Here is a 22,205-nt window from a genome sequence, read left to right as displayed (position 1 = left end):
CCTCGGGATAATTGTCTGAATGCGTATGCTGGCTTAGGCTGCCCATGCAGCGAAAACGCCCGTGCCCGCGCGAGGAAGCCATGATCCGAATAGGCAATGCCCTGGTGTCGCTGGAGCGGCGCGAAGTCTATGTCGACGGCAAGCCGATCCTGTTGGGGGGGCGTGCTTTCGAAGTGCTGGCCACGCTGATCAGGGCCAGGGGCCGCGTGGTCGGCAAGGACGAGCTGTTCAGTCAGGTGTGGGCTGGTACGGTGGTTGAGGACAATAACTTGCAGGTGCAGGTGTCCTTGCTGCGCAAGGCCTTTGGCGACCGCGGCCTGATCCAGACCGTGCCGCGCCGGGGCTACCGTCTGGCCGCGCAGATCAGCCTCGAGGTGCCGGGTCAGGCACTGGGTGGGTCGTTGCTGCACACCATGGCCGAGGCTGTCGAGCCGCTCGATGAGCGCGTGAACGTGCCGGTGCTGGTCGTGGATGACGACCCGTCGGTGCGCACCGCTTTGGGCCGGCTGTTGCGCTCGCAGGACATCCCGCATCACTTGTTTGCCAGCGCCGAGGCCCTGTTCGAGGCCCGCCTGGAAACCCCCTGTGCCTGCCTGCTGCTGGACATGCACTTGCCGGGTACAAGCGGCCTGGAGGTACAGGATGCGCTGTGCCGGCTGGCGCTGCCCTGGCCGATCGTGTTCATGACCGGCTTCGGCACCATCCCGATGACAGTCCAGGCCATGCGCGCCGGAGCGGTGGAGTTCCTGACCAAGCCGTTCGATGAAGACCAGTTGCTGACCTTGTTGCAGACAGTGCGCGCCCGTGCCGTGGCCGAAGGCCGCAAGTGGCTCCATGCGCGGCAGGTCGAGGAAAAGTACCAGCGCCTGACTCAGCGTGAGCGCCAGGTCTTCTCGCTGGTGGTAGGCGGCTTGTCGCACAAGCAGATTGCCAGGCAGATCGGCACCAGTGAGGTGACGACCAAGGTGCACAAGAAGAACATCATGAACAAGATGCAGTCCCGCTCGTTGCTGGAGCTTGCGGCCATGCACAACCTTCTCGGCGCGCGGTCTGAGAGCCTGGGCAGCGCATGAGCAGAGTGGTGTGCATCGTCGACGACGATGCCTCGGTGCGCAAAAGCCTGGCCAACCTGCTGCGCTCGGCGGGGTTCGAGACCTTGTCGTTTTCCGCCGCGGACGCCTTCCTGGCCTCGCCACTGGCGGGCGAGGCGGGCTGTGTGTTGCTTGACCTGAAGATGCCGGGGATGAGCGGGCTAGAGGTACAGCGTGAGCTGGCACAGCGGGGGTGGCGCTTGCCGGTGATCTGCATGTCGGCACATTGGGACGATGGCTCGGTACGGGCAGCGATGGGCCTTGGGGCACTGGCCTGCCTGGGCAAGCCGTTTTCTGAAGAGGTGCTGCTGAAGGTGGTTGAAGAGGCTTTGGCCGGCGGTCAGTGAGGTTAAGCCCGCGAAGAGGCCTTACGCTTTAAGACCCCTCACAGCACACCTGCGCAATCAATCTCTGGATAAATGCGCAATGCTCCGCAGGTTGATCGATTAGCGAGCCCCTTGCCATGCCACGCTTGAAACCCTTTCTCGACCCCCATCCCCCAACCCTGACCGCCATCGGCCTGCTGTTCATGCGGGTAACGGCTGCCTTGCTGTTGCTGTTCATTCACGGCCTGCCCAAGCTGTTGGACTGGAGCGAGGAATTGCAGCGCATCGAAGACCCCTTCGGCCTGGGCGCGACACTGACCTTGGCCTTGGCTGTGTTTGCCGAGGTGGTTTGCCCACTGCTGCTGCTACTGGGGATCGCTGCACGTCTGGCTTGCCTGCCCGTGCTGGCGGTGTTGCTGGTGGCGCTGGTGGTGGTGCACCCGGACTGGACACTGGAGCAGGGCCAGTTTGCCTGGTTACTGGTGGCGCTTTATGGCGGCCTGGCCTTGACAGGGCCTGGGGTTTACTCAGTTGCCGGATGCATCTGGCGGAACAGGGTTACCTGACCGGTTTCGGGAGTGCAAAGCAGCCCGGCAATCTAACTGCTCCCTGGCCGGTACTGCAGGGCCTCGGCCAGGTGCGTCCGGCCAATCGTCTCGCATCCCTCCAGGTCCGCCAACGTCCGCGCCACCTTCAACAACCGGTGCGCCGCCCGTAGCGACAAGGTCAGCCGCTCGCAGGCCCCTTCCAGCCAGACTTGGTCCGCCGCTACCAACCCACAGTGGTGCCTTAAACCTTCAAGGTCTAGAAATGCATTTGCACACCCTTGTCGGCTGTGCTGCAGCTCCCGCGCTTCAGCCACCCTGACGGCGACATCGGCACTGGTTTCACCGCAGGGCTGGTTGTTCAATGTAGTGCTCTCGCGAGCTACGGTCAGGTGCAGGTCGATGCGGTCCAGCAGTGGCCCGGACAGCTTGTTGCGATAGCGCGCGATCTGCTCGGTGCTGCAACGGCAGCGGCCAGTGGGGTCGCCCAGGTAGCCGCAAGGGCAGGGGTTCATCGCCGCCACCAGCTGGAAGCGCGCGGGGAAACGCACTTTGTCGCGGGCACGGGCAATCACGATTTCACCTGACTCCAGTGGCTCGCGAAGCACTTCCAGTACGCGCCGCTCAAACTCCGGAAGTTCGTCGAGAAACAACACGCCGTGATGGGCGAGCGTGATTTCACCTGGTTGCGGTCGGCTACCGCCACCGACCAGCGCCGGGCCGGACGCAGAGTGATGGGGATGGCGAAAGGGGCGCTGTGGCCAGCTGTTCAGCGGCGCTTTCCCGCTGACCGACTGGATTGCCGCCACTTCCAGCGCTTCGTGCTCGTCCAGCGGTGGCAGCAGCCCGGGCAGGCGGCTGGCGAGCAAGGTCTTGCCGGTGCCGGGCGGCCCGGTGAACAACAGGTTGTGCGCCCCGGCCGCAGCCAGCAGCAAGGCACGCTTGGCTGCCAGTTGGCCCTGCACTTCGCTCAGGTCCGGGTAGGGGCGTTGCTGCAGGATCAGGCCGTTGGCTGCGTAGGGCGGCAGCGGCACCTGGCCGTTCAGGTGGGCGACCAACTCCAGCAGGTGGCCCACCGCATACACCACCAACCCGCCGGCCAGGCTGGCTTCCTCGGCATTTTCCCGTGGTACCACCAGCGCCCGGCCTGCCTCGCGTGCCGCCAGTGCCGCAGGCAGCACGCCCTGCACCGGCCGCAATTTCCCCGACAGCGCCAGTTCGCCCAGGCATTCCATATCGGCCAGGGTGGCAATCGGCACCTGGCCGTCGGCGGCAAGGATGCCCAGGGCAATGGCCAGGTCATATCGGCCGCCATCCTTGGGCAGGTCGGCGGGGGCGAGGTTCTGGGTAATGCGCCGCTGCGGGTACTTCAGCCCGGAGTTGACGATGGCGCTGCGCACCCGGTCCTTGCTTTCCTTGACTGTGGTTTCCGGCAGGCCGACCAGGGTGAGATGAGGCAGGCCGTTGGTCAGGTGGGTTTCGACGCTGACCGCCGGTGCCTGCACGCCTACCTGGGCGCGGCTGTGGACGAGGGCTAGGGACATGAACACTCCGTTGTTGCTGGTAATGCCGCTTCCTGCGGCTGGGCAAAGAATAGCCAGTGCTGCCACGGCAGGCGCAACAAGTGTGCATCGTGGTTTTTCAGGGCAGGGGTTTTCCCTGCGTTTTCATGGGCTTCGGCAAAAATTGATCCAATAGGTTTCGCGCAGGTACCAGCTATGGCTTAGTTTTATGGGCAAATTGCCTTGCGCCGGAGCTTGCGGTGTTCGGCACACCTGTAGCGGTTGAGAAAGGAAATCTGGAACATGATCTGCTTGATGATATACGCCGTTGTGCCCCGGCCATTTCATCGTGTTAGCGCCGGAGGTTGACGAACGAATGAGCTCATTACGGCTTGGCCGCACCGAACACCGCGCTTATCTGGTTAATGCGTTTCGGTACCGGAGCACAGTTCCATCAGTCGCAAGCTAGCTTCTGCTATGGAACTCGTGCGTGAGTCTGATGATTAAAACTCGGCCATTTTCTGTATAGAGCCACACCGAGACACTTAACTGCAAACTATCTTATAGATGTTTTGCAAGTCTTCGTATGGCCCCTTAGCCGAAAGGGGGTATGGTGAAATGACGCAAATAAACCGTGAAAAGGCATAGTTTCGTTTCCAGCATGTTCGCTGCGTCCCACGGATACTGTTCTATAGGTTCCAAATAAAATGTCGCAGTTTAGATTCCCTCATAGCCGCCCTGTTTCTAATTTTGCGCACTGTCGACCCGACCAGTGAACCTAACTTTCGCAGCTACCTAATTATTATCCACGCATGCAGACAAAGATTAAAAACGAGGCTAGCATAAGATTCCACAACACAACCAATAGACACCGCATCGCCATCGGGAACCTATCTACCTCCCTTGAATCAACCAGCCCTCTATACACGAATACCTTTGGCATAGTCAGCAATATCGACACCGTGCAGATCCGCATGACACGCCCAATCAAGCCCGCCCGCGAATACAGGTTTTTATTGCCCGTCACAAAGCTGGAGTTGGAAAGCATGGTTTCTATAAGCTCTAGATAACGATACGATAAATACACTAACACCAAGAGCGATAGTGTCGCCAAAACAAAGCAGCTCAATACAACTAGTTCTACAGTAGTGATTGTCATAGATTTACACTGCGATAAAGTATGTCACCAAAACATTCCCCGCCTTGTCCACCCTTGTCCCCACCAATCTTGCCACCTAAAGTCCCACCCAATACAGCACAAGCTAACGCACCACTGCCATTTTTAAAATGGTCAGGGTGGTATTCAGCTTGATGTGGATGTCGCAGCGTTCTAACGAGTCGTATCTAGTCCGAATCCTCGCAGCTATTTCGAAAACCTGCTGCCGCCGCCGCTTTGCACCGGGCGCAATTTCCCCGACAGGCCGTTGGCCAGGTGGGTTTCGACGCTGACCGCCGGTGCCTGCACGCCTACCTGGGCGCGGCTGTGGACGAGGGCTAGGGACATGAACACTCCGTTGTTGCTGGAAAATGCCGCTTCCTGCGGCTGGGCAAAGAATAGCCAGTGCTGCCACGGCAGGCGCAACAAGTGTGCGTCGTGGTTTTTCAGGGCAGGGGTTCTCCCTGCGTTTTCATGGGTTTCGGCAAAAATGGATCCAATTGGCTTTGCGCAGTCGTCAGGTATGACTTAGTGTTGTTGGGCAACCGCAGTTGCCATGGGATGGCACTGCTTCTTCTTTCAAATGGATTTGAGGTATTGCTCCGTGCAAACGCTCACCCGCACGCACAAGGTAATTCGCGAACTGGTGCAGGCCAGTGCATTCATTGAGCTCAACCGCTTTTTCGACAGGCTTGAGGCTCAGTGGCGCCAAGCCCCGCCCGGCGAGTTCCCGGCCTACCTGGCGGCCATTGAAGGGCACATGCTGCTCGATCAGGAAAACAAGAGTGACAGGGCGCTGAGCCAAGTGCTCAGAGCCTGGATTGACGCCTGCCCCAGGGCTTACCACCCACAAGTGGTAATGGGCATGCACTGCTTCCACCGCGCCTGCCAGGTGCAGGTTGATGGCCCACGCAACGCTGCACGCTTGCTGGCTGTTGCGCAAATTTGTGAATCCGCCACCGCGCACCTGTTGCGTGCAATGGACCGTGCTGCGCGCCCCGTGGCAGCGGCCATTGGCATGCTGCGCATCAGTGCGCAGTTCCATGAGCCTGGTTGGTTGCTGCAACTGTTTCATGGGGAGCCTGCACGCTTCAGGCCCAGTGCCCATGCCGATGTAGAGGTGCAGGAAGCTGCAGCGCCGTTGCTGGTGAGGCATGGGCTGTTGGCCTTGGCCGAGCTGCCACAGGCGCTGCCGCTCTACCTGGGCAAGCGGATCGTTCATGAAAACGAAGACCCTCGCTATTACTGGCTGCGCCATGCGCTGATCGCCCGCCCCGGTTGCTTCGAAGCGATCCAGGCCCTTGCTGTGTACCTGCTGCCCCACTGGGGCGGCAGCCTCGATGCGTTCGAGCTGTTGATCAGTGGCCCCTTATGCGCAACCTGGGACGAGCGCTTGCGTAATGCGCTGCGCTGGATGGCCGTCGAAGGCCGCCTGATGCTGCCACACGCTGCCCCGTTGCAGACCGTCACCGACTGGCAGCAGGTGGTCGAAGACTGGTCAGAGCGCCCGTTAAGGCCCAGAGAGCGTACCGTCGTTTTGGCATGGCGGGGGGCGCTGCGCAGCAGGGTATCGGGAGACCATGCTGGCGCTATGCGCGACTTTGCCGCGAGCTTGGCGTGCAATGCCGATCTCGGCGCCATCCGCGCCATGGGCGTGCCTTTTCGCTGTTTGGTCGAGCTGATACTGCGTGATGGTATGGCAGATGAGAAGCAACTGTTACACGGCGCCATTGAGCGCCTGTGTGACGGCCGTTCACATGCTGCTGCCTGTGCATTGCGCGCGGCCGGGCACCGTTTCGGGCTGTGGGCGCTGCCACGCTCGGCCGAGCAGGCAAGGCTATGGTTGCAACGGGCGGTGAATCGCCAGTGCGCGGGTCAGGCACCGGGGTTCGAAGTGCTTGAAGTGGCACGGTTGCTGTGGGCAGCCAACCGCCATGAAGTGGCCTGCTACCTGTATGAACGCTGCGCCGAACTGAACCTGCCGGGTGCTGCCTTAGCCTTGTATGAACTGCACCGTGGCGGCCTGGCCAACACCCCGGCGCATTACCTGGATGACGAGGCAGCCGGGTATTGGCTGCAGCGTGCGGTGGAGGCGGGCAGCAGGCAGGCCAAGTACAACCTCGCCTGCCTGCGCATGGATGGCGATGAGGATTTGAACGAGCGCAGTGCCATGCTGGCGGTCAGGCGACTGCTTGTCGACGCGCTGGGCAACCCGCAGATCAACGCGCGTGCGCGTTTGCATCTGGGGATTCTGTTACGCCGGTTTGGTGAAGTGCAGGAGCGGACCGAGGCGGTTGCTTACCTGCTGAGCCTGGTCGAGCACCCGGACCCGTGGCTTGCCGGGCGTGCCTGCGCCGAACTGGGGCTGGCCTGGATGCAGGGGCGTGGCACCCGCAAGCAAAGCCGCTTTGCCGCCATCGAATGGGTCAACCGAGCGGTCAGCTTGCAGCCACGGGATACGGCCATTGGTGATATCCAGGCCGAGATCCTCAATTCGCACAACCGGGTGAAGACGCTGTTTACTCAGTGCGGGGCGGCGTTGTTCCGCGGCACACTGCATGCAAGTGAGCTACCACCGAAACAGGCCTTCCCCCACACCGGGTCGTTGCGGGTTCAGCCTGCATCGAACCGTCTCAGGCACGTACATAGACCCAGGCTGTCAGGCCCGATGCAAGGGTGACGGCAACGCGCTTGTAGTCGGCAACTTCATAGCGGTCCGCCGCTGCCAGTTCGTCTTCGCTGATCTGGAAGACCATGCCGGCCACGCTGTCGTTGGCCTGGCCGCTGGGGGAAACGATGGGATGATGGGACTTGCCGCTGGTCGCCAGTACGCCAGGGTCGGTGATCTCGACCCAGTCCAGGCGGTAGCCCGGCATACGGTCGGCCTGGCCGTTCAGCTCACGGCCAAAGTTGGCCAGTTGCACGGCTTTATCCTGCAAGGTTCCGTAGGAAAACAACAGTACCGGGTATGCGCTTGAGGGCTGCATTCACTCATCCTGTGAGGTTGGGTTCAGCCGGGCTTCCAGTTCGGCTACCTGTTTTTCCAAGGCCTCGAGGCGTGCGCGGGTACGCGCCAGTACGACCATCTGGCTGTCGAATTCGTCACGGCTGACCAGGTCCAGCTTGCTGAAGGCGCCTTGCATCAACACTTTGAACTGGCTTTCCAGTTCCGCACGGGGCTGGGCGGCATCGCTGCTGAACAGGCGCGAGGCCTGGTCGCTCAGGGCATCGAGAAGGGCTTTGGGCGCGAGCATGGGGCTGTCCACTGAAACGGAGAAATGGCCGCCAGTGTAGCACGCACAAACCTGGCGCCTGAGTGCACATTGGCCTTCGTAGGAGCGGGTTTACCCGCGAAGAAGACACCGCGGTGGATGGCACGGGCTTCGCCCGTGTTCGCGGGCAAGCCCGCTCCCACAGGAATCGCGCCAACTTTTAGAAATTGAGCAAGACAGTTGCTCCCAAAGAATGATCTGCGGTTTCTAATCCGTTGCACATTTTTCGCGCAACTTGCCCCGTTGCTGCGCACCGAAATTGTGCATGTTTCCCATGCTGGCGACTGGCCAATCCCGACCAAATCACATAACGCTCTGTTTTTCGGCGCTTTGTCGGAACTGGCAAGGTTTCTGCAATGACCTGTACGAGCCATGCACTGAAGCAGTTCCTTGTGACCAGGCAGTGCGCACGCGGAGCCGGATGCCGACGACGCGTTACAAAGCCAACCGCTGCGCTTAGACTTGAGACGGGTTTGTTTTCCTGGGGCAAGTCCACCAAATCGGGAGAGAGTTTCATGAAGCTAGTCACAGCCATCATCAAGCCGTTCAAGCTGGACGACGTGCGCGAGTCGCTGTCGGAAATCGGCGTGCAGGGCATCACCGTCACTGAAGTCAAAGGCTTCGGTCGGCAGAAGGGCCACACCGAGCTGTATCGCGGTGCTGAATATGTGGTCGATTTCCTGCCCAAGGTGAAGATCGATGTCGCCATCGATGACAAGGACCTTGATCGGGTAATCGAAGCCATCACCAAGGCAGCCAACACCGGCAAGATCGGTGACGGCAAGATTTTCGTGGTGAATCTGGAGCAGGCAATCCGCATCCGTACCGGCGAAACCGATACCGACGCGATTTAAGCAGCAACAAAGCCTCACCAAACCCAACGCCCCAGGAGAAAACAACATGACTCTGCGTAAGATCGCAGGGCTAGGAGCCCTATTGTCCCTCGTAATGCCCGGGCTTGCCCTGGCAGAGGAAGCTGCCCCAGCGCTGAACTCCGGCGACACCGCCTGGATGCTGACCGCAACGGCGCTGGTGCTGTTCATGACCATTCCGGGCCTGGCCCTGTTCTATGGCGGCATGGTGCGTTCCAAGAACGTGCTGTCGGTGATGATGCAGTGCTTTGCAATTACCGGCCTGATGAGCATTCTCTGGGTCATTTACGGCTACAGCATGGCCTTCGATACCGCCGGTATGGAAAAGGGCGTGCTCAACTTCAACTCCTTCGTTGGCGGCTTCTCCAAGGCCTTCCTCAGCGGCGTCACGCCTGACAGCCTGACCTCGGCCACCGCGCTGTTCCCTGAAGCGGTGTTCATCACCTTCCAGATGACGTTCGCCATCATCACCCCGGCATTGATCGTCGGCGCCTTTGCCGAGCGCATGAAGTTCTCGGCGATGCTGGTATTCATGGGTATCTGGTTCACCCTGGTGTATGCGCCGATCGCCCACATGGTATGGAGCGGTGACGGTGCCCTGATGTGGGACTGGGGCGTACTGGACTTCGCTGGCGGCACCGTGGTGCACATCAACGCCGGTATCGCAGGCTTGGTCTGCTGCCTGGTACTGGGCAAGCGCAAAGGCTACCCGACCACCCCGATGGCCCCGCACAACCTCGGCTATACCCTGATGGGCGCGGCGATGCTGTGGATCGGCTGGTTCGGCTTCAACGCAGGCTCTGCTGCTGCCGCCAACGGCACAGCCGGCATGGCCATGCTGGTCACCCAGATCGCTACCGCCGCCGCCGCACTGGGCTGGATGTTCGCCGAGTGGATCGGTCACGGTAAGCCAAGTGCGCTGGGCATCGCGTCGGGCGTGGTGGCTGGCCTGGTCGCCATCACCCCGGCTGCGGGCACTGTCGGGCCGATTGGCGCGCTGGTGATCGGCCTGGTTTCGGGTGTGATCTGCTACTTCTGCGCTACCACCCTCAAGCGCAAACTCGGCTATGACGATTCGCTGGATGCCTTCGGCGTGCACGGTGTTGGCGGCATCATCGGTGCCATCCTCACGGGTGTGTTTGCAGCCCCGGCACTGGGTGGCTTCGGTACCGTCACCGACATCGGCATGCAAGTCTGGATCCAGGCCAAGGGTGTGATTTTCACTGTGGTCTACACCGCCATCGTCACCTACGTGATCCTCAAGGTGCTGGATGTGGTGATGGGCCTGCGGGTCAACGAAGAAGAAGAGTCGGTCGGCCTCGACCTGGCTCAGCACAACGAACGCGGCTACAACCTGTAACTGCGACGCGGTAAAAACTTGCCCGGCTTGCCGGGCATTTTTTTGCCAGTTTTTCAGCATTTCCCGCACGGCAAACGGTTTATTCGACACGTTCGTGACGTAGGTAAAAAACTTACAAGTCACAGGGCGTTTATGGTGCTTTGCTTTTTCCACGGGCGCGCTAGAATGCGCGCCGAAGGGTGTTTGACGAGTAGTCCACACACTTCGCCAGCCTTTGCTAGGCTTGCCAATAGCGTGTGGCCAGCAGGGGCTAATGGATTTGTCAGGTCCTGCCAGGAGCAGGGCCTGCTGGGTACCGCCTCCCATCAGGAGTGCCGACCCAAGGGCAGTGGCCTAACCCACGGCCAGTTGAATTTTCACTGGTGGCTGCCGGTCTACGGCTGCACTGGTCTATAACCAACCTGCTTTTCGCAAGTCATGAGGTAGAACATGAGCGACGACGATCTGGAAAATGATGACCTCGAAGTAGGCGACGAAGACGAGGGTGATGAGGGCCTCGAGGCGGCGGCTGATGACGGCGTGGAAGACGCTGGCGATGACGACAGCAGCCCGGCACCCGTTGCCAAGGGCAAATCCAAGGCAGCAGTCTCGGTAGACGAGATGCCGAGCATGGAAGCCAAGCAGAAAGAGCGTGATGCACTGGCCAAGGCGATGGAAGAATTCCTTTCTCGCGGTGGCAAGGTGCAGGAAGTCGAGGCCAACGTGGTCGCCGACCCGCCCAAGAAGCCAGACAACAAGTACGGCAGCCGCCCTATCTGAGTGGCTGATCGCAAAAAAGCCCGCCGTCGCTGCGGGCTTTTTTATGCCTGTGGGTTTTGTGTTGCCTGTGCCGGCCTCTTCGCGGGCATGCCCGCTCCCACAGGTTCACCACAGGGTTCAGGACCTGCGCGGTCCCTGTGGGAGCGGGCGTGCCCGCGAAGAGGCCGCAAAGCGGCCCCGTCAGCGCCAGCGCGCGAGCACGTCAGGCAGCTGCGACAGGCGCTGGATCTCGGCATCCGGCGCCTGTTCGCCAGCCCAGGCCTTGCCCTGCGGGTTGAACCACACCGCGCGCAAACCGGCGCGCTGGGCACCGGCAATGTCATCGCCAGGGTGATCGCCGATGTGCACCGCCGCACCCGCGTCCACCTCACCACGGCGTAGCGCTTCGAGGAACGGCGCCGGGTCTGGCTTGCCAATGCCCAGGTCCTCGGCGCACAGGGCAAAGCGGAAGTAATCGGCCAGCCCCAGCCGGCTGACGTCGGCATTGCCGTTGGTGACCACGCCCAGGATGTATTGATGGCGCAAGATCTCAAGCACCGGTTGCACCTCTGGGAAGATCTCCACCTGGTGGCGGGCATGCAGGAACACTTCGAAGCCTTCGTTGGCCAACGCCTGCGCGTGCTGCTCGCTGTAGCCGACCTCTTCCAGGGCATGGAACAGCACACGCCTGCGCAGGGCGCTGATGCGGTGCTTGAGGCCGGGCTCTGCTTGCACCAGGCGCTCGCGGATGGCGAACAGGTGTTCCACCGGCACGCTGCCGAGGGTTGGTGCGTTGGCCTCGAGCCAGTCGCGCAGCACGACTTCCGCGGTGGCAATCACCGGTGCGGTGTCCCACAGGGTGTCGTCGAGGTCGAAGGTGATCAGCTTGATGCTCATGAGTCTGTGCCTTTGCTGCGTTTGGCCCGAGGGTGGGCGCTGTCGTACACCGCGGCCAGGTGCTGGAAGTCCAGGTGGGTGTAGATTTGCGTCGTGCTGATGTCGGCATGGCCGAGCATCTCTTGCACCGCGCGCAGGTCCTGAGACGATTCCAGCACATGGCTGGCGAAAGAATGGCGAAGCATGTGCGGGTGCAGGTGTTGGCCCAGCTCACGCTCACCGGCGGCCTTTACTCGCAGCCGAACGGCCCGGGGGCTGATGCGATTGCCCTGGCGGGTAATGAACACTGCACGGTCGCGCGGGTTGCCGATGCCGCGCAAACGGTACCAGGCCTGCAACGCCTCGCGAGCCTTGCGACCCACCGGCAGCACGCGGGCCTTTCCACCCTTGCCCAGTACCTGCACCAGGCCGGCGGCGAGGTCGAGGTGATCAAGATCGAGGTTGGTCAGCTCGGATAGGCGCAGGCCCGAGGAATAGAACAGCTCGAGGATCGCCTGGTCACGCCGGGCGATGAAGTCGTCGTCCACACCCCCATCGAGCAACTGCAGTGCGCGGTCGGTATCCAGTACTTTGGGCAGCCGACGCTCACCTTTGGGCGCGCTCAGGCCGGTGGCCGGGTCGTGCTGGCACAGGCCTTCGCGGTTGAGATAGCGGTATAGGCCGCGTACTGCCGACAATAGGCGTGCCAGGCTGCGCGGGGACTGGCCATGGTGGTGCAAGCGAGCGACCAGCTGGCGCAGCTGCTGGATTTGCAGCGCCTGCCAGTCGGCAATGCCGTGCTCTTCGCAGTAGGCGATGACTTTTTCCAGGTCGCGACGGTAGCCCTGCGAGGTGTGCTCCGACACCTGGCGCTCGTTGCGCAGGTGTACGCAATAAGCCTCCAGCTGGCGTTTCATCAGCGTACCGGGCGCAGGGTCTGGGTAACGCGTGGCACAACGCGGCCGAGCACCTCGGCGATATAGCCGAGGAAAAGGGTGCCGACGCTGCTCTTGTAGTGTTGCGGGTCGCGGCTGCCGATGGCCAGCACCCCGTGCAGTCCTTGGTACTCAAGAGCTGCCACGGCGCTGGAGCCCACTTCCTGGCGCTGCTCTTCACCGAACAGGAAAGCCAGCTCGTGCTCGCGCAGGTTGCCACTGACGGTCTTGCCACCGCCCAGCAGGGCACCGATGGCTTGCTGCGCCTCGGCATTGCTGACCCAGCGCCCGACCGGCGCGACGTTATCGCCGAACAGGATCAGGCTGACGAAGGGCACCTGGAATTCCTGGCGCAGGCTGTCTTCGACCGCCATTACCACTTCTTCCAGGCTGCCGGCATCGAGCAGGTCAAGGATCAGCCGGCGGGTCTTGTCGAACAGCCGGTCGTTGTCGCGGGCCACGTCCATCAGTTGCGACAGGCGATGGCGCATTTCGATGTTGCGGTCACGTAGCAGCTTGAGCTGGCGCTCCACCAGCGACACGCTGTCACCTCGCTGGTGCGGGATGTGCTGTTCGATCAGCAGCTCGTCGTGCTCGGCGAAGAAGGTAGGGTGGGCGCGCAGGTAGGCGACCACCGCTTCGGCATCGAGCTCGGCGGACTGCTTGGGTACAATCTTAGGCTGATCGGTCATGGCGGTTACTCGTTTAGAGACGAACCTGTCCTTCGTAGACGCGTACGGCCGGGCCGGTCATCATCACGGGCTTGCCGGGGCCGGCCCATTCGATGTGCAGGCGGCCACCGGGCAGGTCGAGGGACACCGGGGAGTCCATCCAGCCCTGGCTGATCGCCGCCACGGCCGCGGCGCAGGCGCCGGTGCCGCAAGCCTGGGTTTCGCCGGCGCCGCGTTCCCACACGCGCAGGTTGGCGCGGTGGCGGTCGATGACTTGAATGAAGCCGGCATTCACCCGCTGAGGGAAACGTGGGTGGTTTTCGATCTTCGGGCCCAGCTCGTGCACGGGGGCAGTCTGCACGTCGTCGACACGCAGCACGGCGTGCGGGTTACCCATGGATACGGCGGCTATCGAGTACAACTGGCCGTCAACTTCCAGCGGGTAGCTTGGCGCTTGTGCGTCGGCGACAAAGGGAATTTCGGCAGGGATGAAGCGCGGCGGGCCCATGTCGACACTCACCTGGCCGTCGTTCTGCACGTCCAGCACGATGATGCCGCTCTTGGTTTCCACGCGGATGCGCTTTTTCGCGGTCAGGCGCTTGTCCAGCACGAAGCGGGCAAAGCAGCGAGCACCGTTGCCGCATTGCTCGACCTCGGAGCCGTCGGCGTTGAAGATGCGGTAGCGGAAGTCCACTTCCGGGTTGTTCGGCGCCTCGACGATCAGCAACTGGTCGAAGCCGACACCGGTATGGCGGTCACCCCATTGCTTGGCGTGCTTGGGCTGGATGTGCGCGTGCTGGCTGACCAGGTCCAGGACCATGAAGTCGTTGCCCAGCCCATGCATCTTGGTAAAACGCAGCAGCATGGGCTTACTCCGGTAGCAGGCTTTCGCCAGCATACAGTTCGGCGACGGTCTCGCGGCGGCGTACTTCGAACGCCTGGTCGCCGTCGACCAGGATTTCAGCGCAACGGCCGCGGGTGTTGTAGTTGGAACTCATGACAAAACCATAGGCGCCCGCGGACTCTACGGCCAGCAGGTCACCTTCGGCCAGGTTGAGTACGCGGTCCTTGCCGAGGAAGTCGCCAGTCTCGCAGATAGGGCCGACCAGGTCGTAGGCACGGCCTTCGCCTGCACGTGGCTTGACCGCACTGACACCCATCCAGGCCTGGTAAAGGGCCGGGCGGATCAGGTCGTTCATCGCTGCATCGATGATGGCGAAGTCCTTGTGTTCGGTGTGCTTGAGGTATTCCACGCGGGTCAGCAGCACGCCAGCGTTGGCGACGATGTAGCGGCCTGGCTCGAACACCAGGGCCAGGTCGCGTTCACCCACGCGCTCGCGGATGGCCTTGATGTAGTCGGCCACCCGTGGCGGCTGTTCGTCGCGGTAGCGCACGCCGACACCGCCACCCAGGTCCAGGTGGCGCAGGTGTATGCCGCACTCGGCCAGGCGGTCGACCAGCACCAGCAGGCGGTCGAGGGCGTCGAGGAATGGCTCGACGGTGGTCAGCTGCGAGCCGATGTGGCAGTCGACACCGACCACTTCCAGGTTCGGTAGCTGAGCGGCGCGCACGTAGATGGCCTCGGCATCGGCAATGGCGATGCCGAACTTGTTTTCTTTAAGGCCGGTGGAGATGTACGGGTGAGTACCGGCATCGACGTCCGGGTTGACCCGCAGCGACACCGGGGCAACCTTGCCCATTTCGGCGGCGACTACTTGCAGGCGCTCCAGCTCGTCAGTGGATTCGACGTTGAAGCAGTGCACGCCAACTTCCAGGGCGCGGCGCATGTCTTCACGGGTTTTGCCAACGCCGGAGAACACCACGCGGTCGGCACGCCCGCCAGCGGCCAGCACACGCTCCAGTTCACCACCGGAGACGATGTCGAAGCCTGCGCCCAGGCGCGCCAGCACGTTCAGCACGCCAAGGTTGGAGTTGGCCTTGACCGCGAAGCACACCAGGTGCTCGGTGCCTTGCAGGGCGTCTGCGTAGCTACGGTACTGGGCCTCGATGTGGGCGCGCGAGTACACGTAGGTGGGGGTGCCGTAACGTTCAGCAATGGCCGACAGGGCCACGCCTTCCGCGAACAGCTCACCGTCGCGGTAGTTGAAAGCGTTCATCTGGTTTCCTTACTGCGCTGGCGACTGCTCGGGCTCGGACTGCAGCTCGGGCTGCTGTTCTTGTTCCGGGGCCGGCTTGGCTTTTGGCTGGTGCTGGTGCGACTTGTGCGCTTTGCCGTTATCGCCATCTTCAGGCAGATACAGCGGGCCTTTCTGGCCACAGGCCGAAACGAGGCAGGCAACAGCGACCAGCGCCGCGAAGGAGGAAATCAGGCGCTTCATGGGTGAAATCCTTAGAAAAATGCAGTATTGCGCCCGAGTATACCGAGCGACCGGCGGCTTGCCTATGCAAGGACCGGTCCGCCGGGCGGGCTATGCTTAGCCTCTGCGCAGCCCCCTGTAGGAGCGGGCTTGCCCGCGAAGAGGCCGGTGAAGGCAACGGCTAAACCTTTGCATTCGGCGGCGAGCGCCCGTATCTTGCCCGGCTTGCCTGTAACGCAGCCAATTTCGAGGTTCCTGCAATGAGTTTGAGTGAAGCGCGTTTCCATGACCTGGTCGACGCGACCCAACAGGCCCTGGAAGATCTGTTCGACGAGAGCGGTCTGGACCTGGACATGGAGAACTCCGCTGGTGTCCTGACCGTCAAGTTCGAGGGCGGCGCCCAGCTGATCTTCAGCCGTCAGGAGCCACTGCGCCAGTTGTGGCTTGCCGACCGCTCCGGTGGTTTCCACTTCGATTACGACGAAGACAGCGGCAAGTGGGTGTGCGAAAAGAGCGAAGAGTTACTGGGTGAAATGCTTGAGCGTATCGTCTGGGAGCGGGCCGGCGAGAAGCTGGACTTCGACGAAATCTGACATGAGTAACGCCCAGGTCCGGCCGCCCAAGCCGCTTTACAGCAACGTCAGCCCGGCAGTGCCGTCACCGTGCATCAGCGTATGCCGGCTGGACGAACAGCGGGTGTGCACCGGTTGCCATCGGCATGTCGAGCACATCCGCGAATGGCGCTCGGCCGATGACGAACGGCGCCGGCAGATCTGCCGCGAGGCCCAGGTCTTGCGCGAGCAGGCTAAGGCACACTGAACGCAGGGGCTTGAGTATTTGCCCGGCTGTGGTAGTGTCGGGTTCTGCGTCGGTGACGCCAAAGCCTTCTCAAACCCCGCCCTTGGGCGGGGTTTTGCTTTATTTGCGCATTGAAAACTGCCTGTTCAAAGGAGTCTGACTGGATCATGAGCACCAAGCCTTCCCTAATCCTCACCCGATTGGACGTACAACGTCTGGAGCGTCTGATCGACAGCCTCGACGAGAGTACGCCGGGTGTGCTCGCCCTGCAGGACGAGCTGGACCGCGCCGAGCAGGTGGTTGGTCACGAGGAAGTGCCGGCGGGCGTGGTGACCATGAACTCGCGGGTGCACTGCCGTGAGGAAGCCAGCGGCAAGGACTACCACCTGACACTGGTGTATCCCAAGGATGCCGGGCCGGAAGGCAAGGTCTCGATCCTGGCGCCGATTGGCTGCGCCTTGCTGGGGCTGTCGGTAGGCGAACAGATCGACTGGCCGGCACCGGGGGGCAAGACCCTCAAGCTGAAGTTGCTGGAAGTGGAGTACCAGCCGGAAGCGGCGGGTGATTTCGACCTGTAAGGGCCAGAGGGCCGCTTCGCGGCCCATTTGCGGCAGAGGGCTAGCCGCCTTGGGCTGCGAATTCACACGGCCTGCGCCAAAACCTGCTGCAGCCCCTCATTCAAAGCCTGCTCCAGTACCCGCTTGTAGCTCAGGTATACCTGCGTTGCCCCCAGCCGGTCATCCAGCAGCTCGGACAAATCCAGGTCGGTGATATAGCACCGGTACTGCTCTGCGCCGCGCCGCTGCCCGATGATCTGTCGGGCCACTACCGCATACAGCTGCTCACCATGTTCCAGCTCGGAAAACTCCTGCTGGTCGCAGTACAGCGTCACATGCGCCACGCCCGCTACACCCGCCTGGATAATCGCCTGTACCTCATAGTAAGGCTGGTCGCTGCCCTCGGCCGGGGCCAGGCGCGGCTCGATGTTGCGTGCCTTGCCTGGGCCGGTGGGCAACAGCTGCGCGTAGTGGATATCCAGCGAGGCGGGTCGCAGGCTATCGAGGGGCAGGCGGGCATCGCGGCGCATCACCACCGAGCGCAGAAAACGTTGCAGTGGCAACAGCAGATGCGCTTCGTCATGCAGCGGCAGGCGTTGTTGCCACAATGCGTTGTATTCATCCAGCACATACACGTCGGCCCAGCCGGCCTGCAGGCGGTAGAACACCTGAATGCAGGCTGGCCGGCCTTGCTCCAGCACCAGGCGCAGGTCGTGGTCCTGCAGCGCATTGGCATCCAGGTACAGCGGGCTGTAGGTGCCGCGCTCTTCGCCCAGGTAGGCCAGTAGCGCTTCATGCTCGGCCAGGGTCGTCAGGCTGACATGCTCGGGCAACAGCTCCAGCACATGGGTGTGGTGGGCCACTTGCAGCAGGTAGCGGTGGTGTAGCCCTTGATCCCGCAGCAGCTGCGCAGTGTCGAAAATTTCTTCTACGCGTTGGCCGATAGGCTGGGCGCGGCTTTGGCAGAAGCAGCGTACTCGCACCCGTGGCCGGTGGCCGCGCTGCGCCGGGCTGTTGAGGAAGTCGCGCAGGCAGCGCACCAGCGCGTGTTCGCCGTCATAGCGCTGGACCAGCACCTCGTTCCAGCTGTTGACGGTGACCTGGTCCAGGGTCAGCACCAGGTTTTCGCGCACGCCAGCGTAGCTCAACGCGTCGGTGCGCTCTGTGGTCATCAAAACGTTCAGGTCGCGGTGGTGACGCAGCGGGTCGACGCCGACGTTGACCAGCAACAACACCTCATCGGCAACGCTGGGCTGCAACAGGCGCACTTCGCTGACGGTCGGCAAGGGCAGGTGAATACTTTGCCGCAGACAGCCCAGCAGGTTGAACAGCTCGAATTCCCCGAGGTCGCTGGCCCCTGGATGCAGCGCCATGCGGGTGCTGCTGTCGATCACGCCGTTGCGATGGGCCCAGGTCAGCAGTTCGAGTAGCTCGCGGCAGCGTTTGATCGGGCTGAAGTGCTGCACCTCATGGGTGCTCAGGTTGCCGCTGTACAGCTCCCAGTGGTAGCTGCCCGGCTCCTTGCGGTTGGGGGCCTGAACCAGCGTAAGGGTGCCTTCGGCGAGGTCAGGGGCGATGCCGGGGTTGATCACTTCGACCTTGCCGGCGCGGCGCTCGAAGGCGGCGTACAGGCGCCGGCCCAGCACATTGAGGTCGCGCTGGTCGGCGCGGCTGCTGGCGTTCTGGGTGCGGGCGAACTGGCTGAGGAAGCGATAACTGAGGTTAAGCTCGGCCACCAGTTCGCGGCGCTCGACGGCAACCTGCTGCACTTTCCATTGGCTGCGGCTGTCCAGCAGGGCCAGCTGGCGCTGGTCCCAGCCCCACTCGTCGGCCAGGCGCTGCAGCAGCCGGCGTTGCCAGCCTTGGCTGCGGCCTTGGTCGCTGAGCTTCTTGTTCACCTTCAGGTACAGGCTGCGCCTTACCAGCTCCAGGCGCGCGGGTTCGCCGCGTTGCAGCAGGTAACGTTCGATGCGCCGGTAGACCATCACGTAGGGGTCCAGCTCGTCGAGGTCGAGCTGGTTGGCAAACACTGCCTGCTTGTAGTCCAGGCTCAGGCAGCGCACCGCAGGGTGTTCGCCGGCGTAGGCTTCGGTCAACAGCAGTTTGAGCAGCGATTTGTAGGGCGAGTCGATGCCTTTGAACAATTGCCACAGGCCAGCGCCGACGAACTCGCCGGGCGGAATGTGCGCCAGGTTGCCGAGGTCAAGGGCGTCCTGGCTGCGGATGAAGCGCTTGGACAGCAAAGTCTGGGTGTAGCTGTAATAGTTGTGCTCCTCGTACACCGGTACCAGCCACCACAGCGGCGTGCGCCCGGCCAGCCACAGGGTGGTGCGGTAGAACTCATCCAGCAGCAGGTAGTGCTGGGTGGTGCCACAGTCGTCGGAGCCGAGCTGGCCATCGCGCTGACCCTGGGCGAAGCCCTGTGTATCGATCAGGAAAAAGTGTGCTTCGGCCCCCAGGCTTGCCGCCCAGACCTCCAGCAGCTGGCACTTACGGCGCAGCTCACCCAGCAGCTGCTCGGGCAAGCCGGGTGCATGGCACACCCACAGGTCCATGTCGCTTTGCTCAGCCTGCGCCAGCGAACCCAGGCTGCCCATCAGGAACAGGCCGTGGATCGGGCGTGGCGGGTTGCCATGCTGGGCCTTGTAGGTGAACGAGCGGGCAAGCCGTTGGGCATCTGCCACCAGCTCGGCGCTTGGCTCGTAAGCCGATACGCCCGCGGGGGTGCTGCCGGAGACGTAACCCGGCAATAGCGGGTGGTTCACATGAAACAGCAGCGGCAGCAGCGACAGTACCTGTTGCTGGCGTGTTGACAGGCCCTCCTTTGCCCGCTGCAGTCGGCCCTGGTTGAGATGCAGGAAGCGTGCACGCAATGTCGCCAGGACCTTGCGGTCGATGCCTTCGTCCAGGTCAGGGCGTATTTCGTGAGGGTGGTTCATTGCGCGCTCGGGCAGGCCATTGAAACTGTGGCGAGTTTAGCCTGAGTGGCGGGGTCGGATAAGCGGCAATTGAAATTCTGGCGCCATTTTTCCAGCGCCTGCCTGCTCCAGCTTTCGCTGCGCTTCAGGCATGATGGGCGCATTGAGTTCATGTAGAGAGTGTCCAATGCGTGTATGGATCGATGCCGACGCCTGCCCCAAGGCGGCCAAGGATCTGATCGTCAAGTTCGCCCTCAAGCGCAAGTTCGAGGTGGTGATGGTGGCGGGGCAGGCTGTGGCCAAGCCGGCGTTCGCGATCGTGCGCCTGATCGTGGTGCCCAGCGGCATGGATGCGGCCGACGATTACATTGTGGAGCACGCCGTGCCTGGCGAGCTGGTGATATGCAGTGACGTGCCGCTGGCCGACCGCCTGGTGAAAAAGGGCGTAGCCGCACTGGACCCGCGTGGGCGTGAGTTCGACGAGCGCAACATGGGCGACCGCCTGGCGGCGCGCAACCTGTTCACCGAGCTGCGTGAGCAGGGCCAGGTGGGGGGCGGGCAGGCGGCCTATGGCGAACGCGAGAAACAGGCGTTTGCCAATGCACTGGACCGGATCATTGCCCGGCTCTCGAAAAGCTGAGCGCTGACACGGTTCCTGTCGGCGACAGCCCAGCGTGGGGCGGTGGGTGGCACCGGCTTTGCCGGTGTTCGCGGGTAAACCCGCTCCTACAGGCGATCGCGCAGGCTTTTCATAAGTTGCCCCCACAGGTACCGAGTGATCTTGAAGCCTGCGCTGGACCTGTGGGAGCGGGCATGCCCGCGAAGAAGCGAACGCAGTCACTTACTCGTGCGTCAGCTCCAGCACTCTGTCCACCAGCTTGTAGATCCCGCCCGCCGCCTCGCTGATCGACTTGGCCTCCATGTACGCCGGGGTAGTCACGAGCTTGCGCTGGGTGTCTTCGACAATGTCGTGTACATCGCATTCTTCATGGGTGCCGCCCATCTTTTCGACAGCCGCCGCAGTGCCGGCATCGCTCCCGATGGTGCAGACCACGCCCGGCCCGTAGATCTTCGCCGCCAGCGCCGGCGAGATGCAGATCAGGCCTACGGGTTTGCAGGCGTCGGCAAAGGCTTCGGCCAAGGCCAGCACGTCTGGGTTCACGCTGCAGTTGGCGCCTTCCACGGCAAAGTCGGACAGGTTTTTCGCTGCCCCGAAACCGCCCGGCACGATCAGCGCATCGAAGTCTTCGGCCTTGGCCTCACGGATATCCTTGACCTCGCCGCGGGCGATGCGCGCCGACTCCACCAGCACATTGCGCGATTCGGGCATTTCTTCGCCGGTCAGATGGTTGATTACATGCATTTGTGCGATGTTCGGCGCGAAGCACTGCACCTGCGCACCGCGCTGGTCGAGGCGCAGCAGCGTGATCACGCTTTCGTGGATTTCGGCGCCGTCATACACGCCACAGCCGGAAAGAATCACCGCTACTTTTTTTGTCATGCTCATTACTCCAGTGTCGAGGCGCTAAATGTCCTCTAGTTTGGCAGATGTCGCCATAGGGATTCCTGCGGGTGCGGCCTAATCTTGGTGGATAACGCCTGAGGTCGCGCCCATGGACCTGATACTGCTGGCCGTACCGTTCTTTTTTGTGCTGATAGCCGTCGAGCTGGTCGCCGATCGCGTGCGTGGCCAGCGCAATTTCACCCTGGCCGACTCGATCAACAGCCTGAGTACCGGCGCACTGTCGACCAGTACCGGGCTGCTGACCAAAGGCGTAGGGCTGGTCACCTATGCCCTGGCCTTCGAGCACCTGGCGCTGCTGCGATTGCCGGCAGAGGCAGGGTGGGTCTGGTTGCTGGCCTTTGTCCTGTACGACTTCTGTTACTACTGGCTGCACCGCCTGGGGCATGAGCGCAACGTGCTGTGGGCTGCGCACTCGGTGCATCACCAGAGCGAGGAGTACAACCTCACCACGGCGCTGCGCCAGACCAGTAGCGGGTTCATTTTCTCGTGGCTGTTCTATCTGCCGCTGGCGCTGCTGGGCGTGCCGCCACTGGTATTCATCACCGTGGCCTCGCTCAACCTGCTGTATCAGTTCTGGGTGCATACCCGGCATATCCCCAAACTTGGCTGGCTGGAGTGGGTGTTGATCACGCCATCCAATCATCGCGTCCACCATGCGCAAAACCCTGCTTACTTGGATCGCAATTACGGCGGTGTGTTCATTCTCTGGGACCGTCTGTTCGGCACTTTCAAGGAGGAGGACCCG

General features: G+C 62.3%; 23 protein-coding genes and 1 pseudogene. 12 read left to right on the top strand and 12 right to left on the bottom strand.

Going from position 1 to position 22,205, the window contains the following annotated elements; genetic code table 11:
* Positions 1-80: 80 nt before the first annotated feature.
* The 3 genes from QCL51_RS24395 to QCL51_RS24385 all read left to right on the top strand — a co-directional run bounded on the left by QCL51_RS24395 (position 81) and on the right by QCL51_RS24385 (position 1,983).
* Positions 81-1,073 (top strand): response regulator, encoded by a 993-nt coding sequence (locus QCL51_RS24395; RefSeq protein WP_021784861.1) that lies wholly within the window; start codon positions 81-83, stop codon positions 1,071-1,073.
* Positions 1,070-1,438: a response regulator gene (locus QCL51_RS24390; RefSeq protein ID WP_031322660.1), complete on the top strand. Its 369-nt coding sequence runs from the start codon at positions 1,070-1,072 to the stop codon at positions 1,436-1,438. Before QCL51_RS24395 ends, QCL51_RS24390 begins: the two co-directional genes overlap by 4 nt.
* Positions 1,439-1,554: 116 nt before the next feature.
* Entirely contained in the window at positions 1,555-1,983 is a 429-nt protein-coding gene (locus QCL51_RS24385; protein ID WP_021784859.1) for a DoxX family protein, read from the top strand.
* Positions 1,984-2,015: 32 nt separating this feature from the next.
* On the opposite strand, the gene QCL51_RS24380 is transcribed toward QCL51_RS24385, so the two are convergent.
* Together QCL51_RS24380 and QCL51_RS24375 are read right to left on the bottom strand one after the other, a co-directional pair.
* Positions 2,016-3,506 (bottom strand): YifB family Mg chelatase-like AAA ATPase, encoded by a 1,491-nt coding sequence (locus tag QCL51_RS24380; RefSeq protein ID WP_021784858.1) that lies wholly within the window; start codon positions 3,504-3,506, stop codon positions 2,016-2,018.
* Between the two features lie 1,321 nt (positions 3,507-4,827).
* Positions 4,828-4,968, bottom strand: a complete 141-nt coding sequence (locus tag QCL51_RS24375; protein WP_257645135.1) for a hypothetical protein — start codon at positions 4,966-4,968, stop codon at positions 4,828-4,830.
* A 256-nt stretch (positions 4,969-5,224) separates the two neighbouring features.
* On the opposite strand from QCL51_RS24375, the gene QCL51_RS24370 reads away from it, so the two are divergent.
* On the top strand, positions 5,225-7,300 hold the full coding sequence (locus QCL51_RS24370; protein ID WP_338444418.1) for a DUF4034 domain-containing protein: 2,076 nt from the start codon (positions 5,225-5,227) through the stop codon (positions 7,298-7,300).
* Here the strand turns inward: QCL51_RS24370 and QCL51_RS24365 are convergent.
* Both QCL51_RS24365 and QCL51_RS24360 read right to left on the bottom strand, forming a co-directional pair.
* On the bottom strand, positions 7,254-7,607 hold the full coding sequence (locus tag QCL51_RS24365) for a gamma-glutamylcyclotransferase family protein (RefSeq protein WP_021783507.1): 354 nt from the start codon (positions 7,605-7,607) through the stop codon (positions 7,254-7,256). The two genes, QCL51_RS24370 and QCL51_RS24365, sit on opposite strands and share 47 nt — an antisense overlap.
* Positions 7,608-7,874, bottom strand: a complete 267-nt coding sequence (locus QCL51_RS24360) for an accessory factor UbiK family protein (protein ID WP_003253640.1) — start codon at positions 7,872-7,874, stop codon at positions 7,608-7,610.
* A gap of 533 nt (positions 7,875-8,407) precedes the next feature.
* Here QCL51_RS24360 and glnK point away from each other — a divergent pair.
* From glnK to sutA, 3 genes are all read left to right on the top strand, one after another.
* Entirely contained in the window at positions 8,408-8,746 is a 339-nt protein-coding gene (gene glnK / locus QCL51_RS24355) for a P-II family nitrogen regulator (RefSeq protein WP_002555808.1), read from the top strand.
* Between the two features lie 46 nt (positions 8,747-8,792).
* Positions 8,793-10,124 (top strand): ammonium transporter, encoded by a 1,332-nt coding sequence (locus QCL51_RS24350; protein WP_021783508.1) that lies wholly within the window; start codon positions 8,793-8,795, stop codon positions 10,122-10,124.
* Between the two features lie 429 nt (positions 10,125-10,553).
* On the top strand, positions 10,554-10,883 hold the full coding sequence (gene sutA, locus QCL51_RS24345) for a transcriptional regulator SutA (protein WP_021783509.1): 330 nt from the start codon (positions 10,554-10,556) through the stop codon (positions 10,881-10,883).
* 180 nt (positions 10,884-11,063) lie between these two features.
* On the opposite strand, the gene QCL51_RS24340 is transcribed toward sutA, so the two are convergent.
* Genes QCL51_RS24340 through QCL51_RS24315 form a run of 6 tightly spaced genes read right to left on the bottom strand, consistent with a single transcriptional unit; the run spans position 11,064 to position 15,683 of the window.
* On the bottom strand, positions 11,064-11,759 hold the full coding sequence (locus tag QCL51_RS24340) for an HAD-IA family hydrolase (protein WP_021783510.1): 696 nt from the start codon (positions 11,757-11,759) through the stop codon (positions 11,064-11,066).
* Positions 11,756-12,655 carry a tyrosine recombinase XerC gene (gene xerC, locus QCL51_RS24335; RefSeq protein WP_338444415.1) on the bottom strand — a complete coding sequence of 300 codons (900 nt, stop codon included), beginning with the start codon at positions 12,653-12,655 and terminating at the stop codon, positions 11,756-11,758. Before xerC ends, QCL51_RS24340 begins: the two co-directional genes overlap by 4 nt.
* Positions 12,655-13,365: a DUF484 family protein gene (locus QCL51_RS24330; protein ID WP_021783512.1), complete on the bottom strand. Its 711-nt coding sequence runs from the start codon at positions 13,363-13,365 to the stop codon at positions 12,655-12,657. The genes xerC and QCL51_RS24330 overlap by 1 nt, the downstream gene beginning before the upstream one ends.
* Before the next feature lie 13 nt (positions 13,366-13,378).
* The gene (dapF, locus tag QCL51_RS24325) at positions 13,379-14,209 is read right to left on the bottom strand and encodes a diaminopimelate epimerase (RefSeq protein WP_021783513.1); all 831 of its coding nucleotides are present in this window, start codon (positions 14,207-14,209) and stop codon (positions 13,379-13,381) included.
* A gap of 4 nt (positions 14,210-14,213) precedes the next feature.
* Positions 14,214-15,461, bottom strand: a complete 1,248-nt coding sequence (lysA, locus tag QCL51_RS24320) for a diaminopimelate decarboxylase (protein WP_010955746.1) — start codon at positions 15,459-15,461, stop codon at positions 14,214-14,216.
* Between the two features lie 9 nt (positions 15,462-15,470).
* A complete protein-coding gene (locus QCL51_RS24315) occupies positions 15,471-15,683 on the bottom strand; it encodes a lipoprotein (protein WP_021783515.1) in 213 nt (70 codons plus the stop codon).
* A gap of 239 nt (positions 15,684-15,922) precedes the next feature.
* Here QCL51_RS24315 and cyaY point away from each other — a divergent pair, with 239 nt between their 5' ends.
* The 3 genes from cyaY (at position 15,923) to rnk (ending at position 17,038) form a co-directional block, all read left to right on the top strand.
* Entirely contained in the window at positions 15,923-16,255 is a 333-nt protein-coding gene (gene cyaY, locus QCL51_RS24310; RefSeq protein WP_004575827.1) for an iron donor protein CyaY, read from the top strand.
* Position 16,256: 1 nt separating this feature from the next.
* Positions 16,257-16,481: a DUF1289 domain-containing protein gene (locus tag QCL51_RS24305; protein ID WP_021783516.1), complete on the top strand. Its 225-nt coding sequence runs from the start codon at positions 16,257-16,259 to the stop codon at positions 16,479-16,481.
* A 146-nt stretch (positions 16,482-16,627) separates the two neighbouring features.
* Positions 16,628-17,038, top strand: coding sequence for a nucleoside diphosphate kinase regulator (gene rnk, locus QCL51_RS24300; RefSeq protein ID WP_016712630.1), 411 nt, complete (start codon positions 16,628-16,630; stop codon positions 17,036-17,038).
* A gap of 62 nt (positions 17,039-17,100) precedes the next feature.
* Here rnk and QCL51_RS24295 read toward each other — a convergent pair whose 3' ends face one another.
* Entirely contained in the window at positions 17,101-19,956 is a 2,856-nt protein-coding gene (locus QCL51_RS24295) for a class I adenylate cyclase (protein WP_338444412.1), read from the bottom strand.
* Between the two features lie 166 nt (positions 19,957-20,122).
* On the opposite strand from QCL51_RS24295, the gene QCL51_RS24290 reads away from it, so the two are divergent.
* Positions 20,123-20,575 (top strand): YaiI/YqxD family protein, encoded by a 453-nt coding sequence (locus QCL51_RS24290; protein WP_003253654.1) that lies wholly within the window; start codon positions 20,123-20,125, stop codon positions 20,573-20,575.
* A gap of 201 nt (positions 20,576-20,776) precedes the next feature.
* On the opposite strand, the gene elbB is transcribed toward QCL51_RS24290, so the two are convergent.
* Positions 20,777-21,436, bottom strand: coding sequence for an isoprenoid biosynthesis glyoxalase ElbB (gene elbB, locus QCL51_RS24285; RefSeq protein ID WP_021783518.1), 660 nt, complete (start codon positions 21,434-21,436; stop codon positions 20,777-20,779).
* A 112-nt stretch (positions 21,437-21,548) separates the two neighbouring features.
* On the opposite strand from elbB, the pseudogene QCL51_RS24280 reads away from it, so the two are divergent.
* Positions 21,549-22,175 (top strand): annotated as a pseudogene (locus QCL51_RS24280) (sterol desaturase family protein); the annotation flags it as partial.
* Positions 22,176-22,205: the final 30 nt, after the last annotated feature.

It is taken from the genome of Pseudomonas sp. LTR0, assembly GCF_036630035.1.
Taxonomy (GTDB): Bacteria; Pseudomonadota; Gammaproteobacteria; order Pseudomonadales; family Pseudomonadaceae; genus Aquipseudomonas; species Aquipseudomonas putida_Y.
This window is presented reverse-complemented; position numbering and strand designations above follow the sequence as displayed.